This window comes from Sinorhizobium sp. P24N7 (genome assembly GCF_042436655.1).
Classification (GTDB): Bacteria; Pseudomonadota; Alphaproteobacteria; order Rhizobiales; family Rhizobiaceae; genus Sinorhizobium; species Sinorhizobium meliloti_A.
In genome coordinates this window covers 174,454-187,767 of record NZ_JBHMIW010000015.1, presented here as the reverse complement: position 1 = coordinate 187,767, position 13,314 = coordinate 174,454, and the positions used below count along the sequence as shown (strand labels likewise).

14 protein-coding genes and 2 pseudogenes are annotated in these 13,314 nt (G+C 60.5%); 7 read left to right on the top strand and 9 right to left on the bottom strand.

The features are described from left to right. Positions 1-35: 35 nt before the first annotated feature. Positions 36-389: a metalloregulator ArsR/SmtB family transcription factor gene (locus ACFHWW_RS25100; protein WP_324764925.1), complete on the bottom strand. Its 354-nt coding sequence runs from the start codon at positions 387-389 to the stop codon at positions 36-38. 242 nt (positions 390-631) lie between these two features. On the opposite strand from ACFHWW_RS25100, the gene ACFHWW_RS25095 reads away from it, so the two are divergent. The 4 genes from ACFHWW_RS25095 to ACFHWW_RS25080 are packed head-to-tail and all read left to right on the top strand — an operon-like array spanning position 632 to position 4,413. Then, complete coding sequence (locus ACFHWW_RS25095; RefSeq protein ID WP_379941529.1) at positions 632-1,549, top strand: ABC transporter substrate-binding protein; 918 nt, start codon at positions 632-634, stop codon at positions 1,547-1,549. Positions 1,550-1,571: 22 nt separating this feature from the next. Continuing rightward, positions 1,572-2,576 carry a FecCD family ABC transporter permease gene (locus ACFHWW_RS25090; RefSeq protein WP_379941506.1) on the top strand — a complete coding sequence of 335 codons (1,005 nt, stop codon included), beginning with the start codon at positions 1,572-1,574 and terminating at the stop codon, positions 2,574-2,576. Continuing rightward, positions 2,573-3,607: a FecCD family ABC transporter permease gene (locus tag ACFHWW_RS25085; RefSeq protein ID WP_379941504.1), complete on the top strand. Its 1,035-nt coding sequence runs from the start codon at positions 2,573-2,575 to the stop codon at positions 3,605-3,607. The genes ACFHWW_RS25090 and ACFHWW_RS25085 overlap by 4 nt, the downstream gene beginning before the upstream one ends. A gap of 8 nt (positions 3,608-3,615) precedes the next feature. Further along, positions 3,616-4,413 (top strand): ABC transporter ATP-binding protein, encoded by a 798-nt coding sequence (locus ACFHWW_RS25080; RefSeq protein ID WP_379941502.1) that lies wholly within the window; start codon positions 3,616-3,618, stop codon positions 4,411-4,413. Here the strand turns inward: ACFHWW_RS25080 and ACFHWW_RS25075 are convergent. Both ACFHWW_RS25075 and ACFHWW_RS25070 read right to left on the bottom strand, forming a co-directional pair. Next, positions 4,385-5,086 carry a class I SAM-dependent methyltransferase gene (locus ACFHWW_RS25075; protein ID WP_379941500.1) on the bottom strand — a complete coding sequence of 234 codons (702 nt, stop codon included), beginning with the start codon at positions 5,084-5,086 and terminating at the stop codon, positions 4,385-4,387. The two genes, ACFHWW_RS25080 and ACFHWW_RS25075, sit on opposite strands and share 29 nt — an antisense overlap. Positions 5,087-5,446: 360 nt before the next feature. Continuing rightward, a complete protein-coding gene (locus ACFHWW_RS25070) occupies positions 5,447-7,396 on the bottom strand; it encodes a calcium-binding protein (protein WP_379941498.1) in 1,950 nt (649 codons plus the stop codon). 360 nt (positions 7,397-7,756) lie between these two features. Here ACFHWW_RS25070 and ACFHWW_RS25065 point away from each other — a divergent pair. The 3 genes and pseudogenes from ACFHWW_RS25065 to ACFHWW_RS25055 all read left to right on the top strand — a co-directional run bounded on the left by ACFHWW_RS25065 (position 7,757) and on the right by ACFHWW_RS25055 (position 9,907). Next, positions 7,757-9,107: pseudogene (locus tag ACFHWW_RS25065) on the top strand (YhcG family protein). Between the two features lie 219 nt (positions 9,108-9,326). Beyond that, positions 9,327-9,527 (top strand): type II toxin-antitoxin system VapB family antitoxin, encoded by a 201-nt coding sequence (locus tag ACFHWW_RS25060; protein ID WP_018096606.1) that lies wholly within the window; start codon positions 9,327-9,329, stop codon positions 9,525-9,527. Further along, positions 9,524-9,907, top strand: a complete 384-nt coding sequence (locus tag ACFHWW_RS25055) for a type II toxin-antitoxin system VapC family toxin (RefSeq protein WP_379941496.1) — start codon at positions 9,524-9,526, stop codon at positions 9,905-9,907. The genes ACFHWW_RS25060 and ACFHWW_RS25055 overlap by 4 nt, the downstream gene beginning before the upstream one ends. A gap of 64 nt (positions 9,908-9,971) precedes the next feature. On the opposite strand, the pseudogene ACFHWW_RS25050 reads toward ACFHWW_RS25055, so the two are convergent. From ACFHWW_RS25050 to ACFHWW_RS25025, 6 genes and pseudogenes are all read right to left on the bottom strand, one after another. Continuing rightward, a pseudogene (locus tag ACFHWW_RS25050) lies at positions 9,972-10,091 on the bottom strand (hypothetical protein); the annotation flags it as partial. Continuing rightward, a complete protein-coding gene (locus ACFHWW_RS25045) occupies positions 10,043-10,432 on the bottom strand; it encodes an ester cyclase (RefSeq protein ID WP_379941494.1) in 390 nt (129 codons plus the stop codon). The pseudogene ACFHWW_RS25050 and the gene ACFHWW_RS25045, both read right to left, overlap by 49 nt. Before the next feature lie 332 nt (positions 10,433-10,764). Then, positions 10,765-11,187 carry a type II toxin-antitoxin system VapC family toxin gene (locus tag ACFHWW_RS25040; RefSeq protein ID WP_379941492.1) on the bottom strand — a complete coding sequence of 141 codons (423 nt, stop codon included), beginning with the start codon at positions 11,185-11,187 and terminating at the stop codon, positions 10,765-10,767. After that, entirely contained in the window at positions 11,184-11,438 is a 255-nt protein-coding gene (locus ACFHWW_RS25035; RefSeq protein WP_338280214.1) for a type II toxin-antitoxin system Phd/YefM family antitoxin, read from the bottom strand. Before ACFHWW_RS25035 ends, ACFHWW_RS25040 begins: the two co-directional genes overlap by 4 nt. Positions 11,439-11,590: 152 nt before the next feature. Then, complete coding sequence (locus ACFHWW_RS25030; RefSeq protein WP_379941490.1) at positions 11,591-12,211, bottom strand: hypothetical protein; 621 nt, start codon at positions 12,209-12,211, stop codon at positions 11,591-11,593. A 371-nt stretch (positions 12,212-12,582) separates the two neighbouring features. After that, entirely contained in the window at positions 12,583-13,056 is a 474-nt protein-coding gene (locus tag ACFHWW_RS25025; RefSeq protein WP_379941488.1) for a MarR family winged helix-turn-helix transcriptional regulator, read from the bottom strand. Between the last annotated feature and the right edge of the window lie 258 nt (positions 13,057-13,314).

Here is a 13,314-nt window from a genome sequence, read left to right as displayed (position 1 = left end):
CGTGCAGAGAAACATCACATTGAACGTCGTCTTGGTCATCCGGTTACCTTTTCCTTTGAACGACAGGGATTGAGTTCCTCGATCAGCGGAGCGCAGAGATCGGCATCCCCTCCGCAGCAATCCTTGAGGAGAAAAAGGGTGAGATCGCGCAGACGCGAAACATCCGCGCGGTAAACGATGAGGCGGCTGCGGCGTTCCGAAGACACCAAGCCCGCCCGAGCAAGAATATTCAGATGCGTCGACATGGTGTTGTGGGGGACCGCCAAGGTGCGCGCGATATCGCCGGCGGGCAGCCCGTGGGGCTCATGCCGGACAAGAAGGCGGAAGGTCTCCAGCCGGGTCGATTGAGCGAGCGCCGCAAGGGCCAGAATTGCATTTTCCTGTTCCATATGTCGAGAATACTCGAAATGTGGACGGTGTCAAGCGTCGATGCCGTGGACCATCACCTTTCGAGCACTGGGCAACGCACCGGGCCCAAACGCGGAAGCGACTCTCGGAATTGATCGGAAGTGCAGGTAAGTGGATTGCAGGACTCCTCTTTAATAGCTAAAGCGGTGTCGACATTCATGTGGAGGACATCGCCGTGGCGAACGCACGTAGAATCGCAATTCTCTCTGCTCTTCTGGCAGTGATGGCGGGAGGCCCCGCTCACGCCCAGGACAGCAAGACGCTGACGATCACCGACGACCGTGGCGTGCAGGTGGAGGTACCGCTTCAGCCGAAACGCATCGCCTCGATCTCCTACTTCGCGGATGACGTGGCTCTTGCCCTTGGCATCAAGCCCGTGGCGAGCACCTATATGACGGCGGGACGGGAGCCGGACTTCCTCCTCGGCATGACGGCGGGCATGAAGCAGATCGGCCAGCGGGCCAAGCCAAACCTGGAGCTTCTTGCGGAAGCCAAGCCCGACATGATCGTCGCCATCCGCCGCTACACCGTCGGCAATGCGCCGCACCTCGAGAAGATTGCCCCCTATGTCGCTTACAACATGGAGCTTTTGGACGGGAGCGACCGTGAGATCGCCGAGCTCTCGAAGATCCTCGGCAAGCCCGAGCGCGGCCTCCAGTTGAACAAGGAGTTCCGCGAGCACCTGGCGGAATTCGCCGCCGGGGCTCCGAAGGGGGTGAACCCTCGCTTCGCGATCATGTGGGGTGGCGAGACGCCGTTCGCATTCCACACGGAAAACACGGCTGCGTCCATCGTCGCGGCGATTGGTGGCGAGAACATCGCCGGCAACATGACGCCGGGCGGCGAATTCGGCGTCGATCTCAGCCTGGAAACCATGCTCGAGAAAGACCCTGAAGTCCTCTTTATTTACGACTCGGGCCCCGATCGGCCGCATGAGAACAACCCGATCTGGCAGGAACTGACGGCCGTCAAGAACAATCGGGTGTTCTATGTCGGCGACCAATGGGTCGAGACCAACGGCCCCATCGCGCGCGAAATCGTTCTGCGCGAGGCCGCCCACTACCTCTATCCCGACGTCTTCCCTGCCGTGGACGTCAAGGCGGAAGCCGCCAGGATCATTCCCGCCGAGGCTCAGAAATAGCGGACGAGCGATCGCGACGGCGATGGGCACCCGGAAATCCTCCATAGCCATAGGCTTCGTCTTCGCGGCGACCCTGCTGATTGTTCTCGTCGGGCTGCTGTTTGGGGCGCGGACACTTTCCATCGATGCCGTTCTGCGCGTGCTCTTTGCTCCCGACGGCAAGATCGAGTCGATCCTGGTTTGGACCTTGAGGCTGCCGCGAAGCCTGGCGGCCGCCGTCGCGGGTTCGGGCCTCGCTGTCTCGGGCTATCTGCTGCAGGCACTGACCCGCAACCCGCTCGCCGATCCGGGGATTACGGGCGTCACCGCCGGCGCCGTCGCGCCCATCGTCGGCTGCTTCGTCTTGCTGCCATGGTTTTCATCCGCCTACTACCCGTTCGTAGGCCTCGCGGGCGGTCTCGCCGCCGCTTGGGTGACGTTCTGGGTGGCACGCGGCGGAACCGGGCGCCCGCTTCATCTCGCCCTCGCGGGCGTCAGCGTGTCGCTGTTTCTCGGGGCGATCACGATTTACATGCTGCTTCTGGCGGGGCCGCAATCGACCGCACTGCTGTTCTGGCTGTCCGGCGGCTTTGCCGGACGCACCTGGCCGCACCTCGTCCATATGCTTCCCTGGGTGGGCCTTGGGGTAGTGGGAGCGCTGTCGCTGCACCGGGTCATCGCCATGTTCGCCCTGAGCGATCACGCCGCCGCCGGAATGGGCGTACAGCTTCATTTCTGGAAACCCGTCCTGCTGCTTCTCGGCATCTGTCCGGTAGCAGGCGTCGCCCCCGTTGCAGGCCCCGTCGCCTTCGTCGGTCTGGCAGCCCCGCATATCGCCCGGCTCCTGCGGCCCTCGGGAACTGCGTTTGAGATCGCGCTCGCGGCGGCCATCGGGGCGCTAATGGTGACCTGCGCCGACTTCATCGCTCGCACCATTGCCATCCCGAAGGAGCTTCCCGTCGGCATCATCACCGCGCTTCTCGGCGGGCCGATTTTCATCTATCTCATCCAGCGAGGACGCGTCGGTATCAAGGGAACGACCGCATGACTCCAGTCCCGCTCGGCCTTACCCGATCGAAACCGTGGCTCCTGCCCGCGGTCATTCTGCTGGTCCTGTTCTCGTTCGTCGCCGCTGTGCTCCTTGGCGTGGTCGACATTCCCGCAGCGGACGTCGCCTCGGTTCTGGCCGGGAGCGGTTCGCCTGAAGCACGTTCGATCATTCTCGACATCCGTCTGCCACGTATCGTCACGGGCATCCTCGCCGGAATTCAGTTCGCCGTCGCAGGACTATTGCTCCAAACGATAACCCGAAACCCTCTCGCCGATCCGTCACTGATGGGGGTGTCGCAGGGCGCGACTTTGACGGTCACAGCGTTCTTGCTGTTCACCGTCTACATCTTTGATCCCGGTTCCAACACCGTGGCCGAGCTGCCGATCGCATGGCTGCCCCTGGCGGGAATGGTGGGTGGCATCGCGGCGGGAGGGGTCATCTACATTATGGCTTTCCGGCTCGACCTCAGTCCGCTCAGGATCACGCTCTGCGGGATCGCGATTGGGGCGGTGCTGCACGCGCTTGCCATAGGCCTGATCGCGGGCTGGGGCTCGGCCCGCATCGAAATCATTCTCGAATGGCTCTCCGGAAGCCTTTATGCGCGCACATGGGATCACGCGATCTTCCTGCTGCCGTTTACGATCGCCGGCCTGGCCGCCCTCCCTCTGATCTATCGTCCGCTGGTCCTCTTGCAGTTCGACTCCGCTGTCGCCCGTTCCTTTGGGCTCTCCTATCGCAAGCAATTTTCGCTTGCCCTGCTCGTATCCTGCACGCTCGCCGCAAGCGCCGTGGGGGCAGTGGGCCCGATCGTTTTCGTAGGGCTCATGGTGCCGCATCTGGCGCGCTTCCTCGCCGGGCGGGATTTCCCGCTGGTGCTTCCCCTGACGGTCGTCCTCGGAGCGGTGATCGTCACCCTCGGAGACCTGATTGGTCGTCTGGTCGGGCAAGCCGAAGAAGTGCCGATCGGAGTGGTCACTGCCATCGTCGGGGTGCCGGTACTGCTCGCCCTTGTACGCAAAGCTCCCTGAGATCGCCCATGCCTCTGAGATGTACGCAATTATCGGTTAACTACGGTCGCCGGAAGGCGCTGAACGGCTTTCGGCTATCGGTGCAGAAAGGCGAAATCCGCACCCTTATCGGACCGAACGGCTCCGGAAAAAGCACAGCACTACAGGCAATGGCAGGCCTGATCCGGCCCGCGGAGGGGCAGGCGAAGATCGGGGATGTTCAGGTGACTTCGATGTCGCGGCGCACCATCGCCAAAAAGCTCGCCTTCTTGCCGCAGCAGCCGTCCGCCCCCGACGAGATGACCATCGCCCAGCTTGTGCGGCAGGGGCGCTTTCCTCACGTCGGGCTCTTCCGCTCCTACGACCATAAGGACGAGGCGGCCATCGAATGGGCGCTTGAAAGCACCGGCCTCACGCGTTTGGCGAATCGAACACTTCAGGAGCTCTCGGGCGGCGAACGGCAGCGGGCGTGGATATCGGCGGCGCTGGCACAGGAGGCAGCCATCCTTCTGCTCGACGAGCCGACGTCATTCCTGGACATCGGATATCAGGTGGAGGTTCTGGACCTCGTCCATCGCCTCAGCCGAGAGAAAGGCGTGACGATCGTCATGGCGATCCATGACATCAACCAGGCGATTGCCATCAGCGACCGCATCTCGCTGCTGGAGAGAGGCGAGTTGCGCTTCGACGGGGAGCCGAAGGCGCTGGCCGAAAGCGGCCTGATTGAAAAGACATTCCGGGTGAAGGGGCGGTTCGTCGAGGTCGCCCCGGACAAGCCGCCGCATTTCGACGTAGAGCTTACGCGCTTCCTTCGCTCCGGCGCTTGATCAGGCGGAACACGATCTTGCTCTCAGTGTAATAGTTCAGGGCATCGGCAAAATCCGGAGTCCAGCCATCCTCGACGAATGGAATGTATCCGTCATACTCCAGCTTCCGGCCGGAGACCTCGAAGCCAGCCTTCGCAAAGGCGCGGCAGTAATCGGAAATGGAGCGATCCTGGACGACGGTGTTCGTGCGCCTCGCCACGAGCTCGCGCCATTTCGGCCAGAGCGGGTTGTCCGTGTGGCAACCGGTAACGGCATAGTACACTCCACCGGGCTTCAGAGCCTTGAAGATGTCGGCGGCATGGGCGTCGATGTCCTCGAGGAGGTAAATGACCTCATGGCTGATCGCGACATCGAACTCGTCGACCCAGCCTTCGAGCGTTCCACCAACAGCGTGTTGGACGGGAATATTGCCCTTGAGAGTCTCGGCCTTTGCGATGGATTGCTCTGCAATGTCGATGCCGAGCGCCTTGCGGAACGGCCTGATCGCATAAAGATGCCGCAGCAGGCCGCCTTGGTTGCAGCCGAAGTCGACGACATTCTTTTCCGAAAGATCGCGCTCGACGATGAGCCCTACGAGATGCCGCCAGATCGGGGCGTGTCCGTCCGCCATCCTGTCTTCCGCGTCCGGGTCGACGTACCATGTGGTGATGGTTTTCTGTGCCTCATGGCTCATATGCCGTCTCTCCCGTGCGATTCTTCTGATGCGACTCTCATAGGGTCGCCAGAACGACGTGGATAGGTCAAATCGAAATGAATTCGACCTCGATATTCCGGATGAGGCCGCCGAAAACAACGCCGCCCTTCGGCATTCGGCGCGCATGCCGGAGGCGCGACGCTACGACCATCGCAATCGCCGACCCACATGATTGGCGCGGTCTGCGATCCTCTTAGCCCAGAACGTGAACATCCCGGGAAGACGGCCTGCAACCGCCTCGTGGAGGAAGGCTGAACTCCCTTGGGCGGCACCTCACGGTGAGCGCCACATTCCATTCGACGCCGATTGACATGCCCGGTTCGGGCACCGCCATGCGCCTCAAAAGTAAAACTCGGTGAAGGACAGGTTCTCGGCCGAAATCTCCGTGAGGGTGACGCCCTCGATCAGGATGCCGGCATCGTGGAACCCGTCGAGCGTGACGAAGACGCCGTCCTGCGTGTCATGCGCGGCCGCCAGGAAATCCGCGTAGCTGCGGATCGAGGCGATCTCGCCATCGGCGTCGATGGCGAAGCTGAGGATGTCGCCCGCCAAAGCGCTGAAATCCGCGATGCGGTCGACGCTGTCGGTCTCAAGAGACGAGACGGACCACTGGAATATGTCAGCATCGCCGCCACCGTGCAGATAATCGGCTCCCTCCTGGCCTGACAGCCGGTCCCTGCCCGTATGTCCCCACAAGTGATCGTCACCCGAACCGCCGCTCAGATCGTCGACCCCAGCTTCGCCCCGCAGATCGTCGGAGCCGACGCCGCCAAGCAGGCGATCGTCGCCAAAATCGCCGGACAGGAAGTCGTCGCCGTCGCCGCCGAGCAGGCGGTCGTTGTCATCGCCACCGAACAGGCGGTCGTCTCCGGCCCGTCCTTCCAGAAGATCGTCACCGAAAAAGGCTGAGAGCTGATCAGCCCCGTCGGCGCCACGCAGCGTATCGTCAAGATCGCCAAATCTCCCGGTGGACACGGTGAAGCTCTCGATGTCGGTCCATGTCAGCCCGGTCGAGATCGATCCACGCGTCGCGTCGAAATCGACAGGCCCAAGCAGATGGGACACTTCGAACGCGAGGTGATCGTTGCCCTCCCCCCCGTCGACGCTGCCCGAGCTCCCCGCTCCGATCCGGTCATCCCCTGTGCCGCCGTCGACGCTGTCCGAACCCCACGCTCTGATCTGGTCATTCCCCGCGCCGCCGCTGATCGTTGCCGGGCCGCTGCCGGAGAAACGCGAAATCCGGTCGTCGCCATCGCCGCCGTCGATGACGTCGCGACCGTCGAAGCTTTCCATGATGTCGTTGCCCGATCCGCCAAAGAGGCGATCGTCTCCTGGGCCACCGTCCATTCTGTCATCGCCGGCGCCGCCCTCGAGGATATCATTGCCGGCTCCCGCCCTGACATTGTCATCCCCGTCGCCGCCGGACATCGTGTCGGCTCCGCTCCCGCCGGACAGGCCGTCATTCCCCGCCCCGCCGAAGAGGCGGTCATTGGCGGCATCGCCGCTCAGCCCGTCATTGCCGTCTCCGCCTGACAAAACGTCATTGCCCAGGCCGCCGTCCAGGTTGTCGTTGCCGTCTCCGCCCTCGATTCGATCGTCACCCGCACCGGTATTGGCGAGGAGATCGTCGAGGCCCCCGGCGATCACGGTATCGTCGCCGCTTCCGGTCCAGACACGGGCCGTCTCGAGGTTGCGCAGGACCGTGCCAGTCGATGCACTGCCCGCGGCGAAGTCGATGGTGACGCCATCCACGTCTTCGGAATTGTCGATTGTAATCAAATCCCGTCCGGCGCCGCCATCGATCACAGCCGAATACAGCGTCGTGGTGATCGCGTCGGACCCGTCACCGGTCACGATGACATCGTCGCGCGTACTGCCGTAGACGATGTCATTTCCACTGCCGGTGAGCAGCTCCAGGCGCTCGATATCCCGGAAGAAGACATGCTGGGCGGTCGAGGGATCGCGGCCTATCATGGCGTGACCCTGCAGACCGTTGAAGATCACGTCCTCCGTCGCCAAGGAGGCATTGACGGCGAGGGTATCGTGGCCAGCGCCGCCGGTGACCGCGCCGCCCGTCCCGGCGAGGATCAACCGGTCGTCGCCGTCGCCGCCGTCGAGGCGGTCATAGCCGCTTGTGCTCCTGACGACGTCGTCTCCCGCACCGGCATCGACAAGGTCATCTCCGCCACCGCCATCGATGTCGTCATTGCCGGCAAGGCCCCAGATGCGATCCGTCTCGTCCGTCCCGCGCAGCGTATCGCCCGCGCCCGTCCCCATGATCGTTGTCATGAAACCGCTCCTCCCAGCTGAGACACGAGGCGTCCGGAAGATAAGCCGATGCCTCATAGTTGATCACGGAAATATAGTTCTGCTTTTCGGCAAGTTCAATTACAATAATAGTCTAATATTATATTTAATTATGATCGAAATTTGAAACAAATTACTAAAGACAGAAGCGCCTCTCCGGTCACGAATGCCGCTACACTTCAGCATCGCTCCGGCGTTCGGGACGATCGACCTGTATCCCTCGCCTTGAGCGGAATCGAACCGCGGACCCGCCGTCATAGCGGCTAAATTAAAGTGATGGATGACTACGCGAATTCGTGATCGGTAGAGCTTTTTCCGGCCCGGCCTGATAAAGACTCACCCATGACCACGCTCATTCCTTCATCTGACGGCGACGGGTATGCCTCTCTGCTTGCGGAGCTTAAGGACAGGATCCGAACAGCTCGCCTGAAGGCGGCCGTCGCTGTCAACCAAGAACTCATCTTGCTCTACTGGAGCATCGGCCGCGAGATCCTGGCACGCCAGGTCGCCAAGGATGGGGCGCGCGCGTCATCGATCGGCTCGCCACGGATCTTCGGCGCGATTTTCCCGAGATGACGGGGCTTTCGCCGCGGAACCTCAAATATATGCGCGCCTTTGCTGAGGCGTTTCCGGATGAAGAAATCGTGCAACAACTTGTTGCACAATTGCCCTGGGGTCATAACGTCAAGCTCATCGAGGCGTTGAAAAGCTCCGAAGAGCGGCTCTGGTATGCTCGCCAAGCGGTAGAACATGGGTGGAGCCGCAATGTTCTCGTACATCAGATCGAAAGCGGCCTCTACCAGCGGCAGGGGAAGGCACTTACAAATTTCGCCCGGACACTGCCTGCTCCGCAATCCGATTTGGCGCAGGAGTTAATCAAAGATCCTTACAGCTTCGATTTTCTTGCCCTCGGTCCGGCAATGTCCGAGCGCGAACTCGAGCAAGGACTACTCGAGCACCTACGCTCTCTCATTCTTGAGCTCGGTAAACGCTTCGCATTCGTCGGCAGCCAGCATCATCTCGAAGTTGGTGGGCAGGACTATTATCTGGATCTTCTATTCTATCATTTGCGGCTGCGCTGTTTCGTCATTGTAGAGCTGAAGATCGAGGACTTTAGGCCGGAGTTCGCTGGGAAGATGAACTTCTATCTGTCCGCGGTCGATGCCCAACTTCGACACGATTCCGACGCCCTAGCATCGGCATCATTCTGTGCAAAGGCAAGAATGAAGTGATCGTCGAATACGCGCTTCGAGACTCCACAAAGCCGATGGGCGTTGCGGAATATAGACTCTCTGCCGCCCTCCCCGAGCCCTTGCAGAGAGAGCTACCGACAGAGGCGGAGTTTGCGCGCGAATTCCCGTTGATGGCGCTCGTGAAGCTGCGCATAGAGGTTGAGCGTGAAATCCGGCTACTGGTGGCCGATCAGACCGAAGCCGAGCGTCCGCTGTGTCTTGGACCAATGCTAACGGAACTGCAGCGACTCGGTTTGGCGCCCCAAACCGCAGATCGGCTCCGGAAGGCTCTACAGACCATGGACCGCGCTGCGCACGGTTTGGATGTCGAATCCGCGGATGCGTCCGAGGCAACCGAGGTCGCAACGGCATTCCTCGCCGAGCTCCGACGATCCGCGATAGCGGATCATCGTGATACAGAATATCTGCACCCAGCAGAGTCCGACAGCCACGCAGGGTGAATGAAACGGCTCCGAAGGACTGCTTCCTGCCCCTCGCCCGTTTCGAAGCGACTGTCTCGGCAAGTGACTGTGCATCCCTCGCCTTGAGCGGAATCGAACCCTCAGCCCTAGCCAGTCTTAGGCTCGTGCGGCCGATGCGGTCGCTACGATGGCCAGTTCAGGCGTAGATTTCTTCACCAAATGGTGCTATTTGTAGCACCAAAATCAGGAACCCGAACGATGCGATCGACTATCAACCTCGACGACGCTCTCATGGAAAGGGCCAAGTCCCTAACCGGCACGAAAGAAACCGCCGCTCTGGTCCGCCAGGCATTGGAGACGCTTGTCCGTGTGGAGTCAGGAAAACGCCTCATCGCGCTCGGGGGAACTATGCCGGATGCGGAGGCAGCTCCACGCCGCCGGAGCGCAGCTGCCAAGTGATTCTTGCCGACACTTCAATCTGGATTGATCATTTCCGGCATACCGATGCCGAGCTGCGTAGGATTATTGAGGACGATCGTCTCCTCTGCCATCCGGCCGTGATCGGAGAGCTTGCACTCGGCAGTCTTCGGGAACGCAGTAGTGTGATAGCATTCCTGATGGCTCAGCGCGAAGCACTCGTCGCAACGCACCACGAGGTCATGATGATGGTTGATCGCCACGCCATTTTCAGCATGGGGATTGGCTACACGGATGCCCATTTGCTGGCATCGGTTCTCCTCGATCAGCGACTGGCTTTGTGGACGAGAGACAAGCGTTTGCGGGCGGCGGCCGAAAAGGCGGGGGTGTCGTTGCACACCCCCGCCCATACGCGGAACTGAACACTGAATAAAAGGCCATGGCCGTTGCTCTTGCTGGTGGCGTCAGGACCGTTTCAACTCTCTCTCTCTCTCTCTCTCTCTCTCTCTCTCTCTCTCTCTCTCTCTCTCTCTCTCTCTCTCTCTCTCTCTCTCTCTTTAGTATAGGAGCTGGGCCTCTATCGCGGACTTGTCGATTACCGACCATACCGACCGGATCTTCGATCCTACAAACTCGTAGAAAACGTTCTCCGTGAAGGACACTCGACGTCCATTGACGCTTAGACCCATGAACTCGCCTTTCGGGGAGCAATCGAATGAAAGGCGGGCAGCAAGGCGCGGCGGTTCGCAGACAAGCAGTTGGATGTTGAACTGCAAATTCGGAATGTCTACGAAGTCCTGCACCAGCATTTCCCGGAAGCCCGATAGCCTTAGAAGGCGACCGTTATGCTGCACATCGTTGTCAACGAATTGACCAAGCTCGTCCCAGGCTTGTCGATTGAGGCAATCCAGGTAGGCACGATAAATGTCAGCGAGTTCTCCGCTCATTATTTCCTCCAATAGGTGCACGCAACGCGGCTTTAAACGTCGAGAGATAGCGTACTGCCGCTTTCCTCCAATGCGGCAATTGGCAGAGCGGACCGCAAGGTCTTTCCCATAGGAGTTGATCCACCAATGTCTCCGATTTTGCACGCAATGTCGCCGGCTGCCGCATTATCTCTTTTCTTAGGGCTCTCCGCCCGATCGCGGACGATGGCTACAGGCAGATGCGCCCGGCGCTTCGGTGAGAAGGTCGATTCCTATCCGTCGCCTTGAACGGATTCTATCCGGCGATCCAGCTGCCCGGCCGCGACCGCCCGTATTCGGATAGAAGTGAAAGGTCAGCCTTGCCAGGGATCGACGGTAACAAGGCCGGTGCCTTCGAAGTCTCTGGTGTTTCGTGTCACAACGGTCATGTCGTGAACCAGAGCCGTCGCCGCAATCAGCGCGTCGGCCTCATTGCGCCGGTCGGGGATGTGCAGGTGGGCGCAACGTGTCGCAACCGCATCGTCAACCGGCAGAATACGGCCGGCGAATTCCGGACGCACGTGACTGTCGAGCCAGGAACGCAACCGGGCGCCTTGTGCCGCGTCTCGGCGGTACACCCCGAGTACGCCCCGCTCCAGTTCGAGAATTGTGATCGCGGAAAGGAAAAAGCGCGATGCATCTTCCGCTCCGATCCATGCGACGACATTGGCATCGGCTTTGCCGTCACCGATCTTGCGCAATTCGGAAACCACATTGGTATCGAGCAGATATCTCAAGACAGGTCCACGTCGCGCGGACTGATTTCAACGCGGTGCGGCTCGAAATCGATCCCCGACAGGCCGGGCATGGCGAGAGCCTCGACAAGACTGCGGTGCTTGCCGGTCAAGCGCTCAAATTCATTGTAGGTCATGAGCACATGGGAAGGCTTGCCGCGATCCGTAATGATGACTGGGCCGCTTTTTGCTGCCTTCTTGGCGCTACTCACGTCGTGGTTCAACTCTCGGCTGGAAAGGGTCGTAATACCCACAACTCACCTCCATGTAGGTAGTTACCTACATATAGCTGTCAAAACAAGAGAAAACAAGCCGAACGGGCGCCTAACGGTGCACCAGGGTTTCAATGGCGATGTCCGGCACTGCAGCTTTCCATCCGATACATGATGAGATGCCGGGAACACGCTCAACGATCACGTTCCAAATCGGCCATCAGCCTTCTTCTGTCCCGCCTGTTTCTGATTTGCTCCGTTTGTAGCTCTCGTCCACGGATCACCGGTCCGCCGGCATTTTCGAGCACAACGAAAACTCTGCGCGCGCCGATGGGAAGGTCTTCCGAGCCGTAATGGCCCACGATTTCGACCATGATGGAACGAACCTCGGTGTGCCATTCGCCGGCAGGCGGGCTTTCCGATTCGGCATGCAGCGCGTGGCGCATCAGGGTCCCGAAGGAACCCAGATCCCTGATCTCGCCGCTCCCTAAAGGGCCTTGCCGGGTGCGCTGCCGAGCTTCGGCCGGAGACTCTCCTTCCGGATGCAGCATGTCCGTTACAGGGCAGATGAGCGACCCCGCAGTGGTCTCCAGTTTAACAAGCACGCTCGCCACGTGGACTGGTCCCGAGCTCATATTGCTGAGGAAGCAGTGAGCGTCCAATCCGGCTCCCGCGCCGCGCGTAATCAACAAGGTGGCGCGGAGCTGCCTTCGATAGTTGCTGACGAACACCTGAAGGTAAACCACCCAGACGGCCAGGGTGCCCAGCCCGGTAAGCGCGGTGATAAGTTCGCGATGATCTTCAATCCACTGCATCCCGTTTCTCCGGCAGACGTGCGAACCTTTGGTGTCCAATACCTTGAACGCCAATGCCACTTGGCGGTCAGCGATCCAATCGCGTGGAAGCCCCAGCGGCGGGCGAGAGGGCTCGCTCCTGCAACCGCTGAACATCCGTTGTGTTGCATTACAGGGAATGGCTGCCCGGCCGTTTCCACCCGCACCAAACGGCCGGAGGAAGCGTGGTCCTTGTCACTGATCGGACTACGACACAGCGGGGTCGCCTCCGTAAAGGGGCCACTCTGAGAAACCTTGCGGTCTCCGACCTCGAATTCATCTCCGAGTCGGTGATCGGGATCAGGTAGTTTGGGCAGTTCGCCACGTGACGCGACCAGCGGACTGGATCGGGGTTACCCGGTCCGAGCCAATGCGCGGAGACGCGAGAGAGATTCAATCAGCAACGGCTCGTTATCGAGCATCGCACCCAGATGTCTTTTGGCCAGGAAGTTCAGAACCCGTTCGCCATAATCGGTGAGGCCGACAAGGACGCGGCGCTTGTCGTCGGCCGATGGGATTCGCAGTGCCAGTCCAGCCGCCACCAGCCGGTCAACGAGCTGAACCGCGCCGTGATGTTGTATCAGCATCTCTTCGGCGAGTTGTCGGAGCATGATTCGGCTTTGGGGAGCAACTTTGAGTACCAGCAGTGCTTGATATTGTTGCGAAGTCACGCCCGCCTCGGAAAGGACCGCCTCGCTGAAGGAGAGGAAGCGACGCATGGCCAGCCTGACTCCGGCCAGCCCCTTGAACACCCCCGGATCAAGCGCCTCCTCATCGGCAATCTCAGGGACTTGTGTGCGGGACCGAGAACCTGCGCCGGAGGGCATTCGTAACATCCTTTGTTTACATCACGTTATGATATATACTGGTTGCACCTCAGGAGGGAGGAGGCGCGAGCGCGCCCACTTATCTGAACGGCGAATGCCGCAAGTGCCGCGCTCGCGAACTATATCGCCAAATGCTGTCATTGCGAGGGCATGTCTTTGGCAAGCTGAGGTATAAATCAAATGCCGAAGGGGCAGCCTGAAATCATTTCAGGCTGCCCCTTCCCTCGCCCCAGCCGCCACAGCCAATATTCGTCCAAA